22 protein-coding genes and 1 pseudogene are annotated in these 22,378 nt (G+C 71.5%); 8 read left to right on the top strand and 15 right to left on the bottom strand.

Features of this window, described 5'->3' with window-relative positions; translation table 11 throughout:
- Window positions 1–267: 267 nt before the first annotated feature.
- From AB0B40_RS02865 to AB0B40_RS02845, 5 genes are all read right to left on the bottom strand, one after another.
- On the bottom strand, window positions 268–1,176 hold the full coding sequence (locus AB0B40_RS02865; protein WP_362262350.1) for an SCO1860 family LAETG-anchored protein: 909 nt from the start codon (window positions 1,174–1,176) through the stop codon (window positions 268–270).
- A gap of 134 nt (window positions 1,177–1,310) precedes the next feature.
- A complete protein-coding gene (locus AB0B40_RS02860) occupies window positions 1,311–2,402 on the bottom strand; it encodes an amidohydrolase family protein (RefSeq protein WP_345050940.1) in 1,092 nt (363 codons plus the stop codon).
- An 18-nt stretch (window positions 2,403–2,420) separates the two neighbouring features.
- On the bottom strand, window positions 2,421–3,215 hold the full coding sequence (locus AB0B40_RS02855) for an amino acid ABC transporter ATP-binding protein (RefSeq protein WP_362262347.1): 795 nt from the start codon (window positions 3,213–3,215) through the stop codon (window positions 2,421–2,423).
- Complete coding sequence (locus tag AB0B40_RS02850) at window positions 3,212–4,045, bottom strand: amino acid ABC transporter permease (RefSeq protein WP_345050935.1); 834 nt, start codon at window positions 4,043–4,045, stop codon at window positions 3,212–3,214. Before AB0B40_RS02850 ends, AB0B40_RS02855 begins: the two co-directional genes overlap by 4 nt.
- Entirely contained in the window at window positions 4,042–4,890 is an 849-nt protein-coding gene (locus AB0B40_RS02845) for a transporter substrate-binding domain-containing protein (protein WP_345050933.1), read from the bottom strand. The genes AB0B40_RS02850 and AB0B40_RS02845 overlap by 4 nt, the downstream gene beginning before the upstream one ends.
- A 138-nt stretch (window positions 4,891–5,028) precedes the next feature.
- Between AB0B40_RS02845 and AB0B40_RS02840 the strand changes: the two genes are divergently transcribed.
- The 5 genes from AB0B40_RS02840 to thpD all read left to right on the top strand — a co-directional run bounded on the left by AB0B40_RS02840 (window position 5,029) and on the right by thpD (window position 9,661).
- On the top strand, window positions 5,029–6,129 hold the full coding sequence (locus AB0B40_RS02840; RefSeq protein ID WP_362262344.1) for an aminotransferase class V-fold PLP-dependent enzyme: 1,101 nt from the start codon (window positions 5,029–5,031) through the stop codon (window positions 6,127–6,129).
- 324 nt (window positions 6,130–6,453) lie between these two features.
- Complete coding sequence (ectA, locus tag AB0B40_RS02835) at window positions 6,454–6,972, top strand: diaminobutyrate acetyltransferase (protein ID WP_345050929.1); 519 nt, start codon at window positions 6,454–6,456, stop codon at window positions 6,970–6,972.
- A gap of 13 nt (window positions 6,973–6,985) precedes the next feature.
- A complete protein-coding gene (ectB, locus tag AB0B40_RS02830) occupies window positions 6,986–8,257 on the top strand; it encodes a diaminobutyrate--2-oxoglutarate transaminase (protein WP_362262341.1) in 1,272 nt (423 codons plus the stop codon).
- A 99-nt stretch (window positions 8,258–8,356) separates the two neighbouring features.
- A complete protein-coding gene (locus AB0B40_RS02825) occupies window positions 8,357–8,761 on the top strand; it encodes an ectoine synthase (RefSeq protein WP_345050924.1) in 405 nt (134 codons plus the stop codon).
- Window positions 8,762–8,767: 6 nt separating this feature from the next.
- Window positions 8,768–9,661 carry an ectoine hydroxylase gene (gene thpD / locus AB0B40_RS02820; protein ID WP_345050922.1) on the top strand — a complete coding sequence of 298 codons (894 nt, stop codon included), beginning with the start codon at window positions 8,768–8,770 and terminating at the stop codon, window positions 9,659–9,661.
- 108 nt (window positions 9,662–9,769) lie between these two features.
- On the opposite strand, the gene AB0B40_RS02815 is transcribed toward thpD, so the two are convergent.
- From AB0B40_RS02815 to AB0B40_RS02790, 6 genes and pseudogenes are all read right to left on the bottom strand, one after another.
- On the bottom strand, window positions 9,770–10,828 hold the full coding sequence (locus AB0B40_RS02815; RefSeq protein ID WP_345050920.1) for an aminotransferase class V-fold PLP-dependent enzyme: 1,059 nt from the start codon (window positions 10,826–10,828) through the stop codon (window positions 9,770–9,772).
- Window positions 10,829–10,923: 95 nt separating this feature from the next.
- The gene (locus AB0B40_RS02810; protein WP_345050917.1) at window positions 10,924–11,643 is read right to left on the bottom strand and encodes a DsbA family oxidoreductase; all 720 of its coding nucleotides are present in this window, start codon (window positions 11,641–11,643) and stop codon (window positions 10,924–10,926) included.
- A gap of 76 nt (window positions 11,644–11,719) precedes the next feature.
- On the bottom strand, window positions 11,720–12,226 hold the full coding sequence (locus tag AB0B40_RS02805; protein WP_362262335.1) for a GNAT family N-acetyltransferase: 507 nt from the start codon (window positions 12,224–12,226) through the stop codon (window positions 11,720–11,722).
- Window positions 12,223–12,372, bottom strand: a pseudogene (locus AB0B40_RS02800) (AraC family transcriptional regulator); the annotation flags it as partial. The gene AB0B40_RS02805 and the pseudogene AB0B40_RS02800, both read right to left, overlap by 4 nt.
- 286 nt (window positions 12,373–12,658) lie before the next feature.
- The gene (locus tag AB0B40_RS02795) at window positions 12,659–13,267 is read right to left on the bottom strand and encodes a DUF1349 domain-containing protein (protein ID WP_345050913.1); all 609 of its coding nucleotides are present in this window, start codon (window positions 13,265–13,267) and stop codon (window positions 12,659–12,661) included.
- 34 nt (window positions 13,268–13,301) lie between these two features.
- Window positions 13,302–14,831, bottom strand: coding sequence for an aldehyde dehydrogenase (NADP(+)) (locus AB0B40_RS02790; protein ID WP_362262332.1), 1,530 nt, complete (start codon window positions 14,829–14,831; stop codon window positions 13,302–13,304).
- Window positions 14,832–14,982: 151 nt separating this feature from the next.
- Here AB0B40_RS02790 and AB0B40_RS02785 point away from each other — a divergent pair, with 151 nt between their 5' ends.
- The 3 genes from AB0B40_RS02785 (at window position 14,983) to AB0B40_RS02775 (ending at window position 17,796) form a co-directional block, all read left to right on the top strand.
- On the top strand, window positions 14,983–15,756 hold the full coding sequence (locus tag AB0B40_RS02785) for an IclR family transcriptional regulator (RefSeq protein WP_345050908.1): 774 nt from the start codon (window positions 14,983–14,985) through the stop codon (window positions 15,754–15,756).
- 25 nt (window positions 15,757–15,781) lie between these two features.
- Window positions 15,782–16,267, top strand: a complete 486-nt coding sequence (locus AB0B40_RS02780) for a GNAT family N-acetyltransferase (RefSeq protein WP_362262329.1) — start codon at window positions 15,782–15,784, stop codon at window positions 16,265–16,267.
- A gap of 74 nt (window positions 16,268–16,341) precedes the next feature.
- Complete coding sequence (locus AB0B40_RS02775) at window positions 16,342–17,796, top strand: penicillin-binding transpeptidase domain-containing protein (protein WP_345050903.1); 1,455 nt, start codon at window positions 16,342–16,344, stop codon at window positions 17,794–17,796.
- A 57-nt stretch (window positions 17,797–17,853) separates the two neighbouring features.
- Here the strand turns inward: AB0B40_RS02775 and AB0B40_RS02770 are convergent, their stop codons facing one another.
- The 4 genes from AB0B40_RS02770 to AB0B40_RS02755 form a co-directional block, all read right to left on the bottom strand.
- Complete coding sequence (locus tag AB0B40_RS02770; RefSeq protein ID WP_345050901.1) at window positions 17,854–18,651, bottom strand: HAD family acid phosphatase; 798 nt, start codon at window positions 18,649–18,651, stop codon at window positions 17,854–17,856.
- Window positions 18,652–18,957: 306 nt separating this feature from the next.
- Window positions 18,958–20,688 (bottom strand): L-arabinonate dehydratase, encoded by a 1,731-nt coding sequence (araD, locus tag AB0B40_RS02765; protein ID WP_345050899.1) that lies wholly within the window; start codon window positions 20,686–20,688, stop codon window positions 18,958–18,960.
- Window positions 20,676–21,587: a dihydrodipicolinate synthase family protein gene (locus tag AB0B40_RS02760; protein ID WP_362262324.1), complete on the bottom strand. Its 912-nt coding sequence runs from the start codon at window positions 21,585–21,587 to the stop codon at window positions 20,676–20,678. Before AB0B40_RS02760 ends, araD begins: the two co-directional genes overlap by 13 nt.
- Window positions 21,584–22,240, bottom strand: a complete 657-nt coding sequence (locus AB0B40_RS02755) for a GntR family transcriptional regulator (RefSeq protein WP_362262321.1) — start codon at window positions 22,238–22,240, stop codon at window positions 21,584–21,586. The genes AB0B40_RS02760 and AB0B40_RS02755 overlap by 4 nt, the downstream gene beginning before the upstream one ends.
- Window positions 22,241–22,378: the final 138 nt, after the last annotated feature.

Below are 22,378 nucleotides of genomic sequence, written 5' to 3'. Positions count from 1 at the left end.
ACCGGAGACCGGCCCCCGTCCCGGCCCGAGTCGCCACCCGACCGCAAGCCCCCCGGCTCGGGCCCCCGGCCGAAAGCCACCCCGCCCGGACCGATGCCACCGCCCGGCAGGAACCGGCAGTCCGGCCCCCCGTCCCGGCCCGTGCCGCCGCCCGGCCGAAGGCCCCCGGGGGCCTCCAGCACCGCCCGCCCGGTTCCGGCGGGGTGCCGCCGTGGTCGTCACCGTCGGGGAAGTGGGCTGGTCGCCGGTGGCGGGTGGGGGCCGGGGTCAGTGCTTTCGGCGGCGGGCCAGGGTCAGCGCTCCCCCGCCGAACAGCAGCAGCGCCAGCGCGCCGCCCGCGATGTACGGGGTCGCCGAGCTGCCGCCGGTCTCCGCGAGGTCGGCCTGGGCCGGGGCGCCCTGCGGGCGGACGTCGGCGGCCGGGTCGTGGCTCGGCACCGGCTTGCGGGTGGGCGGGGCGGGCGGGGACTCGCAGGTGGCCTTGGCCAGGGTGGCCGTGCCCTCGACGTCGGCGACGTTGAGCTTCAACGGGTTGACGGAGACCTTGAGTTCCAGGGCGGTCGCGGCGGCCGTACGGGTCGTGGTGGTGCGCCGGGAGAGGTCGAGGCGGACCTCACCGACGCCGGGCACCTTCACCTCGGTCGTACCACCGGCGGTCAGCGTGACGCGTCGGCCGAGGACGGTGACCGCGCCGAGGACGTTCGCCGAGGCGGCCGGTGCCTTGCCGGCCTCACAGGTGGCCCTGGCGGTGACCGTGTCGGCCTGGATCAGGGAGAGCAGGGGCAGGCCGGGGACGTGCAGCCTGGCGCCCACGACCCGGACCGAGCCCTCGGCGCGCTCCTTCGTCACCGTGGCCCTGGCCGAGGCGACGTCCGCGCCGAGCATGGTGAACGGTTCACCGCCGTTCACGCCGTCGAGCCGGGCGGAGAGCGCGGTCCTGTCGGCGCTCCGCGGTGCCTGGACCTCGTTGAGGGAGACCGCGAGCGGGACGTTCACGGTCTTGTCGAGCAGGGACACGTCGAGTGCGGTGCGCAGGACGACGGCGGAGGCGCGGCCGTGGCCGGTGGTCGCGTGCGCCGCGCCCGCGCCCAGGACCGCGGGCGCCGCCGTGAGGGCGGTGACCGTGGCGAGCGCGGCGAGGCGGCGTGCGGGCATGCGGAAATCGTTGCTGTTCAAGGCGGTGGGACCCCCAGACGGGACATGCTTGGGACACGTCAACCTTGTACGCACTGTGGGTGAACGGTCAGCGATCCTGGGTCACTTCACTCGAACGTGGATTTCCCGCAAGCCGATTCGAATCACCGGCACGTCTACTCGACGACGTGCCCGCTCAGCACCACCCGTCGCGGCGCCGCCAGCACCCGTACGTCCGCCCGGGGATCGGCCTCGTACACCACCAGGTCGGCGGGCGCGCCCTCCTCCAGGCCGGGGCGGCCGAGCCAGGCGCGGGCGCCCCAGCTCGTCGCCGAGAGCGCCTCGACGGGCGGGATGCCGGCCGTGACCAGTTCGGCGACCTCCGCCGCGACCAGTCCGTGCGCGAGCGAGCCGCCGGCGTCGGTGCCGACGTAGACGGGGATACCGGCGTCGTAGGCGCCGCGCACGGTGTCGTAGCGCCGCTCGTGCAGTCGGCGCATATGGGCGGACCAGCGCGGGAACCTCTTGTCGCCGCCCTCGGCGAGCCTGGGGAAGGTGGCGATGTTGACGAGGGTGGGGACGATCGCCACGCCCCGCTCGGCGAACAGCGGGATCAGGTCCTCGGTGAGGCCCGTGGCGTGCTCGATGCAGTCGATGCCCGCCTCGACCAGGTCGCGCAGGGAGTTCTCGGCGAAGCAGTGGGCGGTGACCCGGGCACCCAGCCGGTGGGCCTCGGCGATGGCGGCCCGGACCGCCTCGCGGGGCCAGCAGGGGGCGAGGTCGCCGAGGTCGCGGTCGATCCAGTCGCCGACCAGCTTGACCCAGCCGTCGCCGCGCCGGGCTTCCTGGGCGACGTATGCCACCAGGTCGTCCGGTTCGATCTCCCAGGCGTAGTTGCGGATGTAGCGGCGGGTGCGGGCGATGTGCCGGCCGGCTCGGATGATCTTCGGCAGGTCGTCCCGGCCGTCGATCCAGCGGGTGTCGGAGGGGGAGCCGGCGTCGCGGATCAGCAGGGTGCCCGCCTCCCGGTCGGTGAGCGCCTGCTTCTCCGCGGTGGCCGCGTCGACCGGGCCGTGCGCGTCGAGGCCCACGTGGCAGTGCGCGTCGACCAGGCCGGGCAGCGCCCAGCCCTCGACGGTCCGGACGTCCCCGGCCCCGGCGGGGCGGTCGTAGGAGATCCGGCCCCCGACCACCCACAGCTCGTCACGGACGTCGTCCGGTCCCGCCAGGACCCGGCCCTTCACGTGCAGCACCGCGCCATCGCTCATGCACGGCACCCTAACGACCTACGGTTCGGACTTCCCCACCTGGTCCGGGGCTCCCTCCTCCACCTCGGCCATCGCCGGGTCGAGCAGGCGGGAGAGGAAGTGCCGGGTGCGCTCGTGCTGCGGATCACCGATGACCCGGCCGGGGCTGCCGTCCTCGACGATCACGCCGCCGTCCATGAAGACGACCCGGTCGGCCACCTCGCGGGCGAAGGACATCTCGTGGGTGACGACCATCATCGTCATGCCCTCCCGGGCGAGCATGCGCATGACGGCGAGGACGTCGCCGACCAGCTCCGGGTCGAGGGCGGAGGTGGGCTCGTCGAACAGCATCACCTCGGGGCCCATGGCGAGCGCGCGGGCGATGGCCACGCGCTGCTGCTGACCGCCGGAGAGGGAGGACGGGTAGGCGTCCGCCTTCTCCGACAGGCCGACCCGGGCCAGGTTCTCGGCGGCGATCCGCGCGGCCGTCGCCTTGTCCCGCCCGAGGACCCGGCGCTGCGGGAGCGCGAGGTTCTCGGTGACGTTCAGGTGCGGGAAGAGGTTGAACTGCTGGAAGACCATGCCGATCCGGCGGCGTACGGCGTCGATGTCGACGTCGGGGTCGGTCACCTCGGTGCCGCCGACGAAGACCTGGCCCTTGGTGGGCTCCTCCAGCAGGTTGACGCAGCGCAGCAGCGTCGACTTGCCGGAGCCGGAGGGGCCGATGACGCAGACGACCTCGCCCTGGCCGATCTCCAGGTCGATGCCGCGCAGCACCTCGTTGTCGCCGAAGGACTTGTGCAGTCCGCGTACCTCGATCTCCGGACGGCTCATCGGATCGCCTCCTGGGCCTTGGCTTCCATGCGGCGGACGACGAAGCTGAGCGGGATGGTGACCAGCAGGTAGCACAGGCCCGCGACCAGGATCGGCGTGGAGTTGGCGGTCGTACTGGCGAGGTCCCGGCCGAACTTGGACAGTTCCCGCTCCTCCAGGGTGACGCCGAGGAACAGCACGAGGGAGGAGTCCTTGAAGAGCAGGACGAGTTCGTTGGTGAGCGGCGGCAGGATGATCCGGAAGGCCTGCGGGATGATGATCGAGATCATGGCCTTGGCCGGTGAGAAGCCGAGCGAGCGGGCCGCCTCCAGCTGTCCCTTGGGCACGGCCTGGATGCCGGCGCGGATGGTCTCCGCCATGTAGGCGGCCGAGACCAGGCCGAGCGCGATGGCGACCTTGCCGTAGGTGCCGCCCGGGATCTCCGTGCCGGGGAAGGCGAGCGGGACGGCCACGCCGACGAAGATGAAGATCAGCAGGGCGGGCAGGCCGCGGAAGATCTCGATGTAGACGCCGGCCAGCCAGCGGTACGGGCCCACGGAGGACAGCCGCATCAGCGCGATGACCATGCCGAGGACGAGCCCGACGACGAAGCCGGACAGCGTGTAGAGCACGGTGTTCTTCAGCGCCAGGGTGATGACGTCCGGGAACATCTGCTTCGCGATGTCGGCCTGGGCGAACTGGTTCTGCAGCCGCCCCCAGTCCGCCGTGACCGCGAAGGCGATCACGGCGGCGGCGAAGACGGCGTACTGCACACCCTGTGACAGGCGGCGCTTCTGGCGCCGGGTCAGCCCCTTTTTCTTCGGCTGGAGTGTGGTGTCCGTACCGGTCATGAGGCGGCGGGAGAGGCCACGGAGGCGTTGTACGGGCCGATCCACTTCTCGTAGATCTTCTTGTAGGTGCCGTCGGCCTTGGCGTCCTTGAGAGCCTTGTTGATGGCGTCGAGCAGCGCCTTGTTGCCCTTCTTCACGGTGAAGCCGTACTGCTCACCGGTCTTGAGGTTGTCGACGATCTTGAACTTGTCCGCGTTGGCCTTGTCCTTCAGCCAGCCCTGGACGACCGGGTAGTCGATCACGACGGCCTGGACCTGGCCGGTGCGCAGACCGTTGAGGACCGCGTCGGAGGACTCGAAGGAGATGGGGTCGTAGCCCTTGCCCCGGACGTAGTCCTCGCCGGTGGTCTGCGCCTGGGCGCCGAGCTTCTTGCCCTTGGCCTTGACGTCGGCGAGCGAGTTGACGCCGCTCTTCTTGTCGACGAGGACGGCCTGGGTGGCCTCGAAGTACGGGTCGGAGAAGTCGACGTTCTTCGCGCGCTCCGGCGTGATGGTCATGCCGGCGGCGGCCAGGTCGCACTGCCCGGAGTTCAGGAAGGCGCCGGTCTTGAAGTTCTCGAAGGGCGTGTCGAGGATCTGCTGCTTGACGCCGAGGTTCTTGGCGACGAGGTCGATCAGGGAGACGTCGAAGCCCTGCACCTTGCCGTCGACGTCCGACTGGAACGGCGGGTACGGCAGGTGGGTGCAGGTGGTCAGCTGACCGCCCTTGGCGAGGTGGACCCCCTTGACGGTGGTCTTGCCGCTCCCCGAGTCGCTGGAGGAGCAGCCGGCCACGCCGAGCGCGAGTGCGGCGGTCGCGGTGGTGGCGGCCAGAAGGCGGGTCCGGCGCCCTACGAGCGTTTTCATGGGGAGATCTCCTGTGGGGGAACTGTGGCTTCCGATTATAAGGAAGGGTTTGAGTCTCTCAAATCAAACCCATGGTTACGAAGCCTTTCGACCTAAGATCGGTGGAGTCGATCCCCCAAGAGCGAAGAGAGCACCGCCGTGACCCACCCCTTCCTCGATCTGCCCCCGCTGAGTGCCGAGCGCTTCGCCGCCATCGAGGACGCCGTGGCCCGGCTGCTGGACACCCGGCAGGACGTCCTGATCACCCAGGGCGAGGCGCTGCTGCCTCTGGAGGGCGCGATCCGCGCGGCGGCCGGCCCGGGCACGGTGGCCCTGAACGTGATCACGGGACCGTACGGCCGGACCTTCGGTGACTGGCTGCGCGACGCCGGCGCCACCGTGCACGACCTCGCCGTCCCCTTCCACACGGCGGTGACGGCCAGGCAGATCCGGGAGGCGTTCGCCGAGCACCCGGAGATCGGCTTCGTGTCGCTGGTGCACGCGGAGGCGGCGACGGGCAACACCAACCCGGTCGCGGAGATCGGCGAGGCGGTCCGGGAGCAGGGCGCCCTCTTCTACCTGGACGCGGTGGCCTCCGTGGGCGCGGAGCCGGTGCTGCCGGACGCGTGGGGCGTGGACCTGTGCGTGATCGGAGCGCAGAAGGCGATGGGCGGCCCGGCGGGCGTGTCGGCGATCTCGGTGAGCGAGCGGGCGTGGGCCCGTATGGCCGCCAACCCCCGCGCACCGCGTCGCTCCTACCTCTCCCTGCTGGACTGGAAGGAGCGCTGGACCGACGCCGGCCGCAGGGCACTGCCGCACGCTCCGGCCCAGCTGGAGATGCTGGCACTGGAGGCCTGCCTGGAGCGGATCGAGTCGGCCGGCCTGGAGACGGTGATGGCCCGGCACCGGCGCGCCGCGCTGGCGTCGCGGGCCGGGGCGGTGGCGCTGGGCGGGGGCCTGGCGCCGTACGTGCACGAGGAGAGGGACGCGGCGCCGGTCGCCACGACGCTGCGGGTGCCGCCCGGCGTGGTGGCTTCGGAGCTGGTGGCGCGGGCGCTGGAGAGCGACCCGGCACTGCCGCTGGCGGCCGGTGGCGGCGCCCTGGCCAAGGAGATGATCCGGGTCAACCACTACGGGCCCGACGCGACGCCGGGCGCGGTGCAGGGCTGCCTCGCCGCCCTGGGCGCGGCTCTCGCGGAGCAGGGACTGACGGTGGATCCGATCGCGGCCCGCCAGGCCGTGGAGAACGCCTGGCGTTAGGCGCCGGCGGTGATTCCCGGGGGGTCCGCCCCCGGACTCCCGCCCGCGTTCAGAATTACCGAACGCCGAATTCAATTTATTTTCACAATCCCCGCCAATTCCCCCGACGATAGCTTCCCACCATCTTCTGCCCGCTTTTTGCAGAGCTAAACAGGGAAGTTTGCCGGACGGTTTGCCGCGCTTTCCGGGCTGTGACACGTTCCACAGCGAGGGTTTTTTGTACCGATTTGACGTAGGACTATTCGGACATTCCACCTAGGCTCCGGAGAGCCCCCGTCGTAGCTCCCGTGCATTTTCGAATTCGCCTCGCTAAATTCGTGCCGCATGACTGCCGCACCCGCAGACCTGCTCATCGAAGAACCGGCGACGGCCGACGGAGCCGCGCTCTGGCGTATCGCCAAGGACTCGAAAACCCTCGATCTGAACTCTTCCTACAGCTATCTGCTGTGGTGCCGGGACTTCTCCGGCACGTCGGTGGTGGCGCGCGGAGCGGACGGGGAGCCGGTCGGTTTCGTCACCGGGTACCTGCGGCCGGACCGCCCCCGCACCCTGCTCGTCTGGCAGGTGGCCGTCGACGCCGGGCACCGCGGTCTCGGCATCGCCGCGTCGCTGCTCGACAGCCTGGCCGCACGGCTCGTCACCGAGCGAGGCATCACCGAACTCGAGACCACCATCACCCCCGGCAACACCGCCTCCGAGCGTCTGTTCACCTCGTTCGCCGAGCGGCACGGCGCACGGGTCAGCCGTGAGGTGCTGTTCCCGGCCGACCTGTTCCCGGGCGCCCCGCACGACCCCGAAGTCCTGTACCGCATAGGCCCGCTGACCGAGACCACCGCCCTCTGAGGAGCGATTCACCGTGACCATCACCCAGCCCGACCTCAGCGTGTTCGAAACCCTCGAGTCCGAGGTACGCAGCTACTGCCGCGGCTGGCCCACCGTCTTCGACCGGGCCCAGGGCAGCCGGATGTACGACGAGGACGGCCATGCGTACCTGGACTTCTTCGCCGGTGCCGGATCGCTCAACTACGGGCACAACAACCCGGTCCTGAAACGGGCGTTGATCGACTATCTGGAACGGGACGGGGTCACGCACGGCCTGGACATGTCGACCACGGCCAAGCGGACCTTCCTGCAGAGCTTCCAGGACCTGGTGCTGCGCCCGCGTGACCTGCCCTACAAGGTCATGTTCCCGGGGCCGACAGGCACCAACGCGGTGGAGTCCGCGCTGAAGCTGGCGCGGAAGGTGAAGGGGCGCGAGTCGATCGTGTCGTTCACCAACGCCTTCCACGGCATGTCGCTGGGTTCGCTCGCCGTGACCGGCAACGCCTTCAAGCGGGCCGGCGCCGGCATCCCGCTGGTGCACGGCACGCCGATGCCGTTCGACAACTACTTCGACGGCCAGGTGCCCGACTTCCTGTGGTTCGAGCGGCTGCTGGAGGACCAGGGCTCCGGCCTGAACAGGCCCGCCGCGGTGATCGTGGAGACCGTGCAGGGCGAGGGCGGCATCAACGTCGCCCGGCCCGAATGGCTGCGCGCCCTCGCGGAGCTGTGCGAGCGGCAGGACATGCTCCTGATCGTCGACGACATCCAGATGGGCTGCGGCCGTACCGGCGCCTTCTTCTCCTTCGAGGAGGCCGGCATCACCCCCGACATCGTCACCGTGTCGAAGTCGATCAGCGGGTACGGACTGCCGATGTCGCTGTGCCTGTTCAAGCCCGAGCTGGACGTGTGGGAGCCGGGTGAGCACAACGGCACCTTCCGCGGCAACAACCCCGCCTTCGTCACCGCCACCGCCGCCCTGGAGACCTACTGGACCGACGGGTCCGCGATGGAGAAGCAGACCCGCACCCGCGGCGAGCAGGTCGAGCAGGCACTGATCTCCCTCACCGAGGAGAACCTCGCCGACGTGAAGGAGTACCGCGGACGCGGGCTCGTGTGGGGCCTGGAGTTCCACGACAAGGAGCGCGCCTCGCGGGTCGCCCGGCGCGCCTTCGAACTCGGGCTGCTCATCGAGACGTCCGGCCCGGAGAGCGAGGTCGTCAAGCTGCTCCCCGCCCTCACCATCACGCCCGAGGAGCTGGACGAGGGTCTCAGCATCCTCTCCCGCGCCGTCCGCGAAACCGTCTGAACCGCTCCGTACCGCGGGTCCGCAGAGCAGGTCCGCAGAGCAAGTCTGCAGCGCAGGTCCGCGGAGCAAGTCCGTACAGCAAGGAGGAGACACAGCACCGTGATCGTCCGATCGTTCAAGGACATCGAAGGCACCGACCGGCACGTCCGGGCGAAGTCCGGCACCTGGGAGAGCAAGCGCATCGTCCTCGCCAAGGAGCGCGTCGGCTTCTCCCTGCACGAGACCATCCTGTACGCCGGCACCGAGACGTCGATGTGGTACGCCAACCACATCGAGGCGGTCGTCTGCACCAGGGGTGAGGCCGAACTCACCGACCACGAGACCGGGAAGACGTACACCGTCACCCCCGGCACCATGTACCTCCTCGACGGGCACGAGCGGCACACGCTGCGCGTCAAGGAGGACTTCCACTGCATCTGCGTGTTCAACCCGCCGGTCACCGGACGGGAGGACCACGACGAGAACGGCGTCTACCCGCTGCTCACCGAGCCCGAGGAGGTGTGAGACACGATGGCCACCGCCACCGTCACCGATCTGTACCCCACCCGCGGCACCACCGAGGTGACCGTCCCCCGCAAGGACCCGGTCATCTGGGGCTCCCCGGACACCCCGGGCCCGATCCCGACGGCCGACCTCCAGGCGTACGAGCGGGACGGCTTCCTCGCCGTCGACCAGCTGATCACCCCGGACGAGGTCGAGGTGTACCGGCGTGAGCTGGACCGGCTCGTCACCGACCCCGCGATCCGCGCCGACGAGCGCTCCATCGTGGAGCCGAAGTCGAAGGAGATCCGCTCGGTCTTCGAGGTGCACCGGATCAGCCAGCTGTTCGCGGACCTCGTGCGCGACGAGCGCGTGGTCGGCCGCGCCCGGCAGATCCTCGGCTCGGACGTGTACGTCCACCAGTCCCGGATCAACGTCAAGCCGGGCTTCGGCGCCAGCGGCTTCTACTGGCACTCGGACTTCGAGACCTGGCACGCCGAGGACGGCCTGCCGAACATGCGCACGGTGTCCGTCTCGATCGCGCTGACCGAGAACCTCGACACTAACGGCGGGCTCATGATCATGCCCGGCTCGCACCGGACGTTCCTCGGCTGCGCCGGGGAGACGCCGAAGGACAACTACAAGAAGTCCCTGCAGATGCAGGACGCGGGCACGCCGTCGGACGAGGCGCTGACCGCGCTGGCGGGCGAGCACGGCATCCGGCTGTTCACCGGCAGCGCCGGCTCGGCCACCTGGTTCGACTGCAACTGCATGCACGGCTCCGGTGACAACATCACGCCGTTCCCCCGCAGCAACGTCTTCATCGTGTTCAACAGCGTGGAGAACACGGCGGTGGACCCGTTCGCGGCGCCGGTGCGCCGGCCGGACTTCATCGGGGCGAGGGACTTCACTCCCGTGCGATGACCCGATGACGACGTCAGGGACTTCACCCCGGTACCCCGGTGAAGTGTCCCTGTGAGCCACCGGGCCGGGGCCTCCTCGTGTGGGACGGGAGGCCCCGGCCCGGTCGTGTCAGGCCAGGGCTGCCAGCAGCCGGTCCACGTCCGCGTCCGTGTTGTAGAGGTGGAAGGCCGCGCGCAGGTTGCCCGCGCGGTCGGAGACCTCGATGCCGGCCTCGCTCAGCTTCCCCTGCCGGGAGCCGAGCCCGGGGGCCGAGACGATCGCCGAGCCGGGGGCGGCCACCGGCTCGTGGCCGAGGTCCGCGAGTCCCGCGCGGAACCGGTCGGCGAGGGCGACGTCGTGGGCGTGGATCGCCGGCACGCCGAGTTCCTCGACGAGTTCGAGGGACCGGCGCAGGCCGGCGAAGGTGAACAGGGCGTGGGTGAGGTCGAACCGCCTCGCGGAGTGGGCCAGTTCGGCCACCGGGCCGTAGCAGCTGTCCCACGGCCGCTCGGCCGCCACCCAGCCCGCGAGCACCGGGGACAGTCCGCCGAAGTCCTCGGGAACGGTGAGGAACGCCGCGCCGTGCGGGCCCAGCAGCCACTTGAAGGAGACGCTCGCTGTGAAGTCGTAGGCGCCGGCGTCCATCGGGAGCCAGCCTGCGGCCTGGGAGAAGTCGACGTAGGTGCGGGCGCCGTGGGCGCGGGCCGCCTCGCGCAGGGCGGGCAGGTCGGCGATCCGGCCATCGGCGGACTGCGCGGCGCTGACCGCGACGAGCGCGGTGCCCGGCCGGACGGACTCGGCGATCCGCTCCAGCGGTACCGTGCGGACCTTGAGGTCGCCGCGGACGTGGAAGGGGTTGGACACGGAGGTGAAGTCGTCCTCGGCGGTGAGGACTTCGGCGCCCGCGGGCAGCGAGGCCGCGATCACGCCGGTGTGCGCGGCGACCGAGGCACCCGCGGCGACCCGGGTGGCCGGGACACCGGCGAGCCGGGCGAACGCGGCCCGGCTCGCCTCGACGTCCTCGTAGAGCGGGGTCAGCGGCCGGCCCTCGGCCCGCAGCAGGGCCGCCTCCTGGAGGGCGGTGACGGTGCGGGCCGGCAGCAGACCGTTGCTCGCGGTGTTGAGGTAGGTGCTCTTCGGCCGGAACTCGGCGCGGACGAGGCTGTCGAACGTCTCCCTGGTCTCCATGGGACCACTCTGCGTCCCGGGGAACTGCCCGTCCATCGCGATTTTTTACGTGGTGCGTCTTAGCAACACTTATACGACCCCGCCGACCTGCACTTTCATCCGTGCTGCGGGACCGCGCAGCCGTCCGGGCCGCAGGCGCCGGCGTCACCCTGGTCGACCAGCCGCAACGGGGAGCGCTCGCCCCAGGCCTGGGTCAGCGCCTGGCTGAAGACCTCGGCGGGCTGGGCCCCGGAGACGCCGTAGGTGCGGTCGAGGACGAAGAACGGGACGCCGTTCGCGCCGAGCTGGGCGGCCTCCCGCTCGTCGGCGCGGACCGCGTCGGCGTAGGCCTGCGGATCGGCGAGCACCATGCGGACGGCCCCGGCGTCCAGACCGGCCTCGACGGCCAGCTCCACCAGGCGTTCGTCGCCCTCGGTGAAGACGGAACGCTCCTCGGCGAAGTTGGCCCGGTAGAAGATCTGGATCAGTTCGTCCTGCCTGCCGTGCTCCTTGGCGAGGTGCAGCAGGCGGTGCATGTCGAAGGTGTTGCCGTGGTCGCGGTCCCGGGTGCGGTAGTCCAGGCCCTCGGCGGCGGCCTGGGCGCCCAGGTTGTCCTCACCGGCCTGGGCCTGCGCCTCGCTCATGCCATACTTCCCGGTCAGCATGGTGATCACCGGCTGGGCGTCGCCCTTGGCACGGTCCGGGTCCAGCTCGAAGGAGCGGTGCACCACCTCGACCTCGTCGCGGTGCGGGAAGGCCGCGAGCGCCTTCTCGAAGCGGGCCTTGCCCACGTAGCACCAGGGGCAGGCGATGTCGCTCCAGATCTCGACGCGCATGTCTTCGGCTCTTCTCCAGGTCGTACGGGCGCGGGGGATCTCCCCGGCCGGTACATGAACGTTCAAGCAGGGTGTTTCATTCCCGCGGCGGCACGGCGAAGGTCAGGAAGAGGTGGTGGTCACCCTCGGCGGGCGGGTTCCCGGGATCCGGGACCCAGCCCTGCCGGGCGTAGAAGGACTGGGCGCGCCGGTTGTCCACGTGCACGTCGAGGACGGCCGTGCGCCTGCCGTCCGCCCGCCACTCCTCCACGCAGGCCGAGTGCAGGGCCGTACCGATGCCGGCGCGCCAGTGGCCGGGGTCGACGTGGAACTGGAACAGCTTGACCTGGTCGGCGGGTGCGCCGTCGGGGGTGCGGAAGGAGGCGACGGCGACGATCCGGTCATGCTCGACGGCGCACAACACCCGCCCGTCGGTGCGCTCGATGGATCCGCGCCAGGCTTCCGCCCAGTCGACGTCGCCCTGCGGGACGCCGTCCGGGTAGTACGTCGACCGGGCCCGGAAGTGCAGATCGGCGATGGTCCCGGTTTCGGCGGGGCGGGCGGGGCGGATCACGAGGGCGCGGGGCAGGCGGTCACTGATCATGCAGTGGAGGACGTGAGGGCCGCGGCGCCGGTTGCGTGCCTGCTGAACCGGGCGCGGCAGGCGCTCGGGGTGAGGCCGGTGCGGCGGACCAGGTGGGCGCGCAGTGAGCCGGCGGTGCCGAGACCGCAGGCGGCGGCCACCTGGTCCGTGGACCGGCGGCAGCGGGGCCTCGGTGAACCGGGTCCGGCACCCGCGGGTGGCGCTTGCGCGTCTCGTCGGCGTGCGCCCAGGAGGTCGTGGCCTTGCGGCCGTGGAGCGGGCGACAGTGCGGGACGTACCAGGTCGAGGCCGCCGGTCGTCGGCAACGGGCCCGGCTCGGCGGTGCGGACGGTCACGTCGTGGCCCGGGCCGCCGGCGGTCGCCGGCGGTTTCGAGGCCGGAGGCGGCTCAGCCTGCTGATCAGCGCGGCCCCGCTGGCCCCGACGTCCGACCTCAGCTGCCGTCTCGCAGGTCGCTCGGCCAGGTGTCCCTGAACTCGATGTGGTCGTACGTGACCACGCACCCCTCCCCCAGCGGCGACTGGGTCATGAAGCCGACCAGCGCCGCGCCCGTCTCCTTCTCCTCCCCCAGGGTGAAGAGCCGGACGAAGGTCCAGCGCTCGCCGTCCCGCGAGGCGTGGAAGGCGAAGGCGCGCCCGGTCCGGCTGACCCGCAGCCAGACCGACCTCCCGTCGGCCTGGAAGGAGTTGGCGTCGTCGGAGTGTCCCCGGGTGACCACCGTGCAGACGGTGGGCACGTCCGGGGAGTACTCCAGGCAGAGCTTGGCCCAGGCCCGTTCACCGACGTGCACGTACAGCACACCGGCGTCGAACGCGGCCCGGAACCCCACGGTGACCCGGGCGATCAGCTGGAAGTCGCCCTCGGGCGCCCCGAGCAGCCGGGGCGCGTCGGAAGCGGGTTCCCGCGCCTCCCCGGTGGGCGGCACGAACCGGTCCTGCCGGGGCCCGGCCCATCCGGTGAGCACGCCGTCCTCGTGGGCCCAGTGTCCGTCGGGGCCGTACGTGCGCAGGGGGAAGGGCAGTTGGGGAAGTTCCAGGTCCATCGTCCGATTGTCGCAGGGCGCCGGGAGCGCGGTGCTACCGCTCCAGCGCCCCGTTGAACCGCCGGGGAAGACCCAGCGGGTTGTCGTCGCGCAGTTCCGGCGGCAGCAGTGCCTCCGGCGCGTTCTGGTAGACCACCGGCCGCAGCCACCGCTCGACGGCCGTACCGCCCACGGAGGTGGACGTGGAGGTGGTCGCCGGGTACGGCCCCCCGTGGTGCTGGGCCGGCGCCACGGCGACCCCCGTCGGCCAGCCGTTCACCAGTACGCGTCCGGCCAGCGGGGTCAGCTCGGCGAGCAGCTCCGGGCCCCGGCCGTGACCTGCGGCCTCTTCCGAGGAGAGCTGGACCGTCGCGGTGAGGTTGCCCGGCAGCCGCGACAGAACGGCCTTGGCCTCGCCCTCGTCGGCGTAGCGGGCCACCACGGTCACCGGTCCGAAGCACTCCTCCAGGAGCACGTCGTAGTCGCCCGCCGCGGCCAGTTTCGCCGCCGGGACCGTCAGGAAGCCCGCGCTGACCGAGTGTTCGCCGCCCGGGCCGGGGGTGACCGGCGCGTCCACGTCCGGCAGCTGCGCGCGCTCGGCCACCCCGGCGACGAAGTTGTCCCGCATGCGGTGGTCGAGCAGCACCCCGGCGTCGGCGTCGCCGACGGCGTCGGCCAGGGACTTCACCAGCCGGTCGCCGCCCGCGCCGGAGGGCACCAGCACCAGGCCGGGCTTGACGCAGAACTGGCCCACGCCGAGGGTCATCGACCCGGCGAGCCCGCCGCCGATCTCCTCGCCCCGCTCGGCCGCGGCGGCCTCGGTGACCAGGACCGGGTTGAGCGAGCCCAGCTCTCCGTGGAACGGGATCGGCACCGGGCGTGCGGCGGCGGCGTCGAAGAGCGCCCGTCCACCCCGTACCGAACCGGTGAAGCCGGCGGCGGCCACGAGCGGGTGCCCGATCAGCTCGACGCCCGCGTCGAAGCCGTGCACCAGGCCGAGCACGCCCTCGGGGATGCCGTGTTCGGCGGCGGCCCGGCGCAGCACCTCGGCGACCAGCTCGGACAGGGCCGGGTGGTCGGGGTGGGCCTTGACGACGACCGGGCAGCCCGCGGCCAGCGCGCTCGCGGTGTCGCCGCCTGCGACGGAGAAGGCGAAGGGGAAGTTGGAGGCGGAGTAGACGGCGACGACGCCGAGCGGCACCTTGTAGCGGCGCAGGTCGGGGACGGGCGGGGTCGCGGTGTCGTCGGGGTGGTCGACGATGACGTCGAGGAACCCGCCCTCGTCGACGATGCCGGCGAAGGCCCGCAACTGGTATGTCGTGCGCGCCAGTTCGCCGGTGAGCCGGGCCGGGCCGAGTGCCGTCTCGGCGTCGGCGGTCCCGACCAGGCCGTCCCGGGCCGCGTCCAGGCCCGCGGCGGCCGAGCGCAGGAAGGCCGCGCGGACCGTGCGGTCGGTGAGCGCGCCGCGCGCCGCGTGGGCCGCGCGGACGGCCGCGTCCACGTCCTGGGCTGTGGCTTCCACCGCAACCTGCTCGTGCCGCTTCCCGGTGCGCGGGTCGACACTCCAGACTGGTGCTGCTGTCACCGCGGGTCCCTCCCAGTCAAGGCCGCACTTTCTCGGACTATCCAGGTCACCCATCAGCAGCGTTCGATATACTGAACGCCGTCTCTGATGATGAATATGCTGCTCGGAGACTATATATCTCAGTCCTCGTCGAACGAAGGGGTCACAGGCGATGACGGCAGGCGACGCAGGGGGCGGGGCGCAGGTCAAGTCCGCGGTACGGACCGTTGAACTGCTCGAATACTTCGCCGGCCGGCCCGGCATGCACTCCCTCGCGGCCGTGCAGGAGGCCGTGGGGTACCCCAAGTCCAGCCTGTACATGCTGCTGCGCACGCTGGTGGAGCTGGGCTGGGTGGAGACGGACGCCACCGGCACGCGGTACGGCATCGGGGTGCGGGCGCTGCTCGTGGGCACGTCGTATATCGACGGCGACGAGGTGGTGGCCGCCGCCCGCCCGACCCTGGACCGGCTCTCCGACGACACCGCGGAGACCATCCACCTGGCCCGGCTCGACGGCACCAACGTGGTCTACCTGGCCACCCGCCAGTCCCAGCACTACCTGCGCCCCTTCACCCGGGTCGGCCGCCGGCTGCCGGCCCACTCCACCTCCCTCGGCAAGGCGATCCTCGCCAGCTACCCGGACGAGCAGGTGCGCAAGCTGCTGCCGGAGACGCTGCCCGCGCTCACCGAGCACACCATCACCGACCGGGAGAAGCTCATCGAGGAGCTGCACCAGGTCCGGGAGCAGGGCTTCGCGGTGGACCGCGAGGAGAACACGCTGGGCCTGCGCTGCTTCGGCGTGGCCATCCCGTACCGCACGCCCGCCCGGGACGCCGTCAGCTGCTCGGTCCCCGTGGCCCGGCTGACCCCCGCCCACGAGCAGACGATCAAGGACGCGCTGTTCGACGCGCGCGACCGGCTGACGCTGGCGACGCGCAGACTCTGAGCCCGCCGGTCGTAGGCTCGGAGCCATGGAGATCGCGCTGCGCGCCGTACAGGACAGTGACCTGCCGGTGTTCCACCGCCAGATGAGCGACCCGGAGGCCGTCCGGATGGCCGCGTTCGGCCCGGAGGGGCTGGCCGACCCGGAGGCGTTCGCGGCCTACTGGAAGCGCCTGCGCGGCACCTCCGACGTACTGCGCACGGTCCTGGCCGACGGGACCGTGGCCGGTAACGCGGCGGTCTACGGCGTGGCCGGCGAGCGCGAGGTGACGTACTGGATCGACCGCGCCTACTGGGGCCGGGGCGTGGCGACGGCCGCGCTGCGGGCCCTGCTCGCCGAGGTCCCCGAACGCCCGCTGTACGCGCGGGCGGCGGCCGACAACGGGGGCTCGCTGCGCGTGCTGGCGAAGTGCGGGTTCCGTGAGACGGCCCGGGCACGGGGGTTCGCCAACGGGCGGGGGCGGGAGATCGAGGAGGTCGTGCTCATCCTGGGGAGCGGGTCCGGGGAGCGGTGAACTTCCTGAACGCCGGATGAGAAATCCGGTCGTACGGGAACGAACACCCGCGTCCCGATCGTCTTCCGAGCGGGATGAACAAGACGATCAGGCGGGCGTCCGTCTTCGCGCTGCTGCTCGTGCTCGCCCTGCTGGTCAGGGCGACATGGGTGCAGTTCTACGACGGCAAGGCCCTCGCAGAAGACAACCACAACCGGCGGAACGCGATCGAGACGTACTCGGAGCCGCTCGGGAACATCATCGTGGGCGGGAACGCCATCACCGGTTCCGCTCGGACGAAGGGCGGCGACCTCGCGTACAAGCGGACGTACAAGGACGGCAAGCTGTACGCGCCGGTGACCGGCTACGCCTCGCAGGCCTACGCACCCACGCAGCTGGAGGGCATCTACACCGACCTGCTCAACGGCACGGACACCCGGCTGAAGACGGTGATGGACACCGTCACGGACCGGCGCGCCGATCCGGGCAACGTGCTCACGACGATCGTCCCGGCCGTGCAGAAGGCGGGATACCGGGCGCTCGGCGGCAACAAGGGCGCGGCCGTGGCGATCGACCCCGCGACGGGCAGGATCCTCGCGGTGGTGTCGACCCCGTCGTACGACCCCGCGTCGCTCACCGACGCGAACTCGGCCGGGTCGGCCTGGAAGGCGCTCAACGCGGACAAGGAGAAGCCGCTGACCAACCGCGCGCTGCGGCAGCCGCTGCCGCCGGGCTCGACGTTCAAGCTGGTCGTGGCGGCGGCGGCGCTGGAGGACGGGCTCTACAAGAACGTGGACGTGCCCACCGACAGTCCGGATCCCTACATCATGCCGGGCACCGTGCGCCCGCTGCCGAACGAGAGCAAGTCGGCGCCGTGCAGGAACGCCTCGATCCGGGTCGCCCTGCGGTACTCCTGCAACAACGTCTTCGGTCACATGGCCGTCGAGCTGGGGCAGGACAAGGTGAAGGCGATGGCCGAGAAGTTCGGCTTCAACGACCAGAAGCAGGACGTGCCGGTGCGGGCGTACCCGAGCGTCTACCCCTCCGGCATGGACAAGGCGCAGACCGCGCTCTCCGGGATCGGCCAGTTCGACGTCACCGCGTCCCCGCTCCAGATGGCCATGGTGTCCGCGGCCATAGCCAACGACGGCAAGCTGGTCTCGCCGCATATGGTGTCGCAGATCACCGACAGTGGCGGTGACGTGCTGGCGGACCTGGACGACAGTGCCGGCACCAAGGAGATCATCAGCTCCACCACCGCCGAGCAGCTCCGGTCGGCGATGGAGACGGTGGTGAAGGACGGCACCGGCACGAACGCGCTGATCGACGGGGTGACCGTCGGCGGCAAGACCGGTACCGCGCAGCACGGCGAGAACAACAGCAAGACGCCGTACGCATGGTTCACCTCCTACGGGAAGTCCGACAGCAACGGCAGGGAAGTGGCCGTCGCCGTGATGGTGGAGCAGTCGGACGCGGCCCGGTCGGAGGTCAGCGGCAACGGTCTGGCGGCGCCGGTGGCCAAGGCGATGATGCAAGCGGCCCTGAAGTGACCGCGCGGTGGGCGGGCGGCCGCGTGCGAGCGGCCGCCCGCCGCCTTCCGGGTGGGCTCAGCCGACGAAGTACGTCGGGTTCGGCAGCTTGTACGTGCGGTCGGCGTGGCCGCCGTCCAGGTCCGAGTACTGGTCGCCGAAGTTGGCGATGATCTCGTAGCCGAGGTCGCGCTCGATGTGCTCGCGGGTCCCGGACTTGTACTGCACGGTCGTGCAGGTCCAGGTGCCCGGGGTGGCGCAGTCCTTGAGGTAGGCCGGCGGGTTGGCCTTGTCCTTGAGGAATACGTGGCCGGCGTCGAGGTTCACATCGGCGCCGACCTTCTTCAGGTTCTCGACCGCGCCGGCGCGCTGGGACTCGCTCAGACCGGAGTTGTAGAAGACCTCGACACCCCTGGACTCGGCGTACCGCACCAGCTCCGGGCTGCCGAAGACGGCCGGGCGGTCCGCCTTGTTCACGTAGTCGTTCCACGTGGTGGCGTTGTAGGTGTAGTTGTAGCGCTTCTCGTAGTCGAGGCTGAGCAGCAGCGTGTCGTCGATGTCGAAGACGACGGCCGGCTTCTCGCCCCGGTGGTGCGCCTTGCGGGCGGCCTTGTCGATGTAACGCTCGGCGTCCCGGTCGAGGCGCGCCAGGTCCTTGGCGTACGGGCTGTCCGGGGACGCCTGGTAGACGCCGTCGCTGTCGGCGGTGGTGCCGTAGTAGGTGTCGATGTCCTTCACCAACTGGCCGATGTTGTACGGCTCGTGGGTGGAGTTCGCCGTCGACTGACCGGCGGTGGCTGCGCCCGCGCCGTACAGCGCCGCACCGGCCACGACACAGGCGGCGCCGGCCGCGACCGCCTTGAGGGACTTCCGCATGAATGCTCCGGATTGCTGAATAGGAGTGATGCACCAGGTCAGAGACTGTCTACGCGCATAACACCCGGCTCTGCGAGGGCTGTTACCCGATCGATACGCACCTTCCGCTCCGGAACAGGGCCACCGGGGGCGGTCCCATGGCCGGTTTCGCGGCCGTGCGGTGCGGAGGGGAACTCCACCTCGGAGACGATGTGCGAGGAACTTCCAGGGCCCGGCGGGCGCCCTACGACATCCGGCTCGCATGGGCGGCGGCCCCGTTCGCCTGGGCGGTCGTCGCGGCGGTGCCGTGGTGTCGCCGACGGCGGCTCAGTCCGCGTACGGCTCCTGCACCGTGCCCGGCCTGGCGAGGAACTCGAAGTCGCAGCCGGTGTCCGCCTGGGTCACCTGCTCGCTGTAGAGCGCGCCGTATCCCCGCTCGTAGCGCGGCGGCGGCGGTGTCCACCGCGCCCTGCGGCGCGCCAGCTCCTCGTCGTCCACGTCGAGTCGGAGGGTGCGCGCCCCGACGTCGAGGGTGATGAGGTCTCCGGTGCGCACGAGGGCCAGCGGACCACCGACGTGGGACTCGGGCGCGACGTGCAGGACGCACGCGCCGTAGCTCGTGCCGCTCATCCGGGCGTCGGAGACGCGGACCATGTCCCGCACACCCTGTTTCAGCAGGTGGTCCGGGATCGGCAGCATGCCGTACTCGGGCATGCCCGGGCCGCCCTTGGGGCCGGCGCCCCGCAGTACCAGCACGCTGTCGGCGGTGATGCCGAGCGACGGGTCGTCGATGGTGCGCTGCATGGTCCGGTAGTCGTCGAAGACGACGGCGGGGCCGGTGTGCTTCAGCAGGCGGGGCTCGGCGGCGATGTGCTTGATGACCGCGCCGTCCGGGCAGAGGTTGCCGCGCAGCACCGCGACCCCGCCCTCGTCGGCGACCGGGTTGTCCCGGGGCCGTATGACGTCGTCGTCGTGGACCCGGGCGCCTTCCAGCTGCTCGCGCAGGGTGTCGTGCGAGACGGTGGGCCGGTCCAGGTGGAGCAGGTCGGTGATCCGGGAGAGGAAGCCGGGCAGGCCGCCCGCGAAGTGGAAGTCCTCCATCAGGTACCGCTGCCCGCCGGGGCGGACGTCGGCGAGGACCGGGACCGTGCGGGCGATGCGGTCGAAGTCGTCCAGGGTGAGCCGTACGCCCGCCCGGCCGGCCATGGCGATCAGATGGATCACGGCGTTGGTGGAGCCGCCGAGGCCCAGCACGGTGACGACGGCGTCCTCGAAGGCCTCCCGGGTGAGCACGTCGGACAGCTTCCGGTCCCGGTGGACGAGTCCGACGACGGTCAGGCCCGCCCGCGCGGCCATCCGGTCGTGCCCGGAGTCCACCGCCGGGATGCTGGACGCGCCCGGCACGGTCACCCCGAGCGCCTCGGCCGCGGCGGTGAGCGTGGACGCCGTACCCATCGTCATGCAGTGGCCGGGCGAGCGGGCCAGGCCGCTCTCCAGCTCGGCCAGCTCGCAGTCGCCGATGAGACCGGCCCGCTTGTCGTCCCAGTACTTCCACATGTCGGTGCCGGAGCCGAGGACTTCGCCGCGCCAGTGGCCGGGGAGCATGGGGCCGGCGGGCACGAAGACGGCGGGCAGGTCGACGGAGGCGGCGCCCATCAGCAGCGCGGGCGTGGACTTGTCGCAGCCGCCCATGAGCACCGCCCCGTCCACCGGGTACGAGCGCAGCAGCTCCTCGGTCTCCATCGCGAGCAGGTTGCGGTACAGCATGGGGGTCGGCTTCTGGAAGGTCTCGCTGAGGGTGGAGACCGGGAACTCGAGCGGGAAGCCGCCCGCCTGCCACACCCCGCGCTTGACGGCCTGGGCACGGTCGCGCAGATGGACGTGGCAGGGGTTGATGTCGGACCAGGTGTTGAGGACGGCGATGACCGGCTTGCCGAGGTGTTCTTCGGGCAGGTAGCCGAGCTGGCGGGTACGGGCGCGGTGGCTGAAGGAGCGCAGACCGTCGGTGCCGTACCACTGGTGGCTCCTGAGCTGTTCCGGCCGCTTCACACGGACCATCCGGCGACGATGGCGGCGACCTCGGCGCGCTCGTCCTCGGGCAGCGGCCTGCCCGGCGGGCGGACGTCCCGGCGGCACAGGCCGAGCGAGGCGAGGGCCTCCTTGACGACGGTGACGTTGTTGGCGCCGCCGTCCGCGGCGCGCAGCTCCTCGAAGCGGCGGATCCGCTCCCAGACCTTCATGGCGGCCGGGTGGTCACCGGACCGGAGCGCCTCCCGCATGGCCCGCGAGACGGCCGGGGCGACGTTCACGAGCCCGGAGGTGAAGCCGGTGGCGCCCGCGGAGAAGTAGCAGGGTGCGTACGGTTCGGCGAGCCCGGCCACCCACACGAAGCGGTCCAGGCCGGCGTCCCGGGCGAAGGCCGCGAACCGCGCGGCGTCCGGGACGGCGTACTTCACGCCGATGACGTTCGGACAGTGGTGGGCGAGTTCGGCGAGCCGGGTGCCGGGCAGCCGTCCGTCGCGGACGTACGGCACCACGCCCAGCCCGGGGACGGCCTCGGCGATGGCGCGGTGGTAGTCGACCCAGCCGGCCGCCGAGACGTACGGGTGCACCGGCTGGTGGACCATGACCATCCCGGCGCCGAGGTCGCGGGCGTGCCGGGCGGAGGCGATCGCGGTGGGCAGGTCGTGGCCGACACCGGCCAGGACGGCGGCGCGGTCGCCGGCCTCGGCCACGGTGATCTCGGCGACCAGCCGGCGCTCTTCGGGGCTGAGGGCGTAGAACTCGCCGGTGTTGCCGTTCGGGGTGAGGGTGCTGATCCCGCCGTCGAGCAGGCGGCGCAGCAGGGCCCGGTGGGCGCCGGTGTCGACGGAGCCGTCCGCGGCGAAGGGGGTCACCGGGATGGCCACCACGTCGGCCAGGGCCGCCCGCTGGGTCTCGAACGTCATGCCGCTCATCGCTCGCCTTCCGCGGGGAGGGACTCGGGGAACGCACGGTGTACGAAGGACGCGATGTGGGCGTGCAGGGCGCCGGCGGCGCCGTCCGCGTCGCCGTCCGCCGCGAGCCGCAGGATCTGCCGGTGTTCGGCGGCCTCCCGCTCCCAGGAGGGGGCGGCGGCCCAGGCGACGGCGGAGACGAGGGCGGCCTGGTCGCGGACCTCGTCCAGCATCCGGCCGAGCAGCGGGTTGCCGCACGGCAGGTACAGGGCGCGGTGGAACTCCCGGTTGGCGAGGGAGCGTTCGGCGGTGTCGGTGGCGTCGTCGGCGCGGGTCAGCGCGTCGCGGGCGGCGTCGAGGCAGGCGCCTCGCCGGACGGTTCTGCGCAGGGCCTCGGGTTCGAGCAGCAGCCGCACGTCGTAGACCTCACGCGCCATCGCGGCGTCCACCGTGCGGACCGTGACGCCCTTGTACTGGCTCATCACTACCAGGCCGGTGCCGGCGAGGGTCTTCAGCGCCTCCCGCACCGGTGTCTTGGAGACCCCGAACTGCGCGGCCAGCTCGGTCTCGACCAGGGCCTGACCGGGTGTCAGCAGGCCGGTGAGGATGCGGTGTCTGATGGCGTCCAGCACGTACTGCGTGCGGGACGGGATCGGCGTGGGCACCGAGGTCATGCGGCCCTCCCGGACCTCATATCGCGTCTCATATACGGCGTCTCATATATGACGTACGAAGTACGACGCGTCGAAGGTAGGAGGGGCGCGCCCATTTCGTCAACGCTTTTGACAAAGACGGGCGGGGGCGGGCGGGGC

Origin of the sequence: Streptomyces sp. NPDC042638, assembly GCF_040647235.1 — a bacterium.
Classification (GTDB): domain Bacteria; phylum Actinomycetota; class Actinomycetes; order Streptomycetales; family Streptomycetaceae; genus Streptomyces; species Streptomyces rameus.
This window is presented reverse-complemented; position numbering and strand designations above follow the sequence as displayed.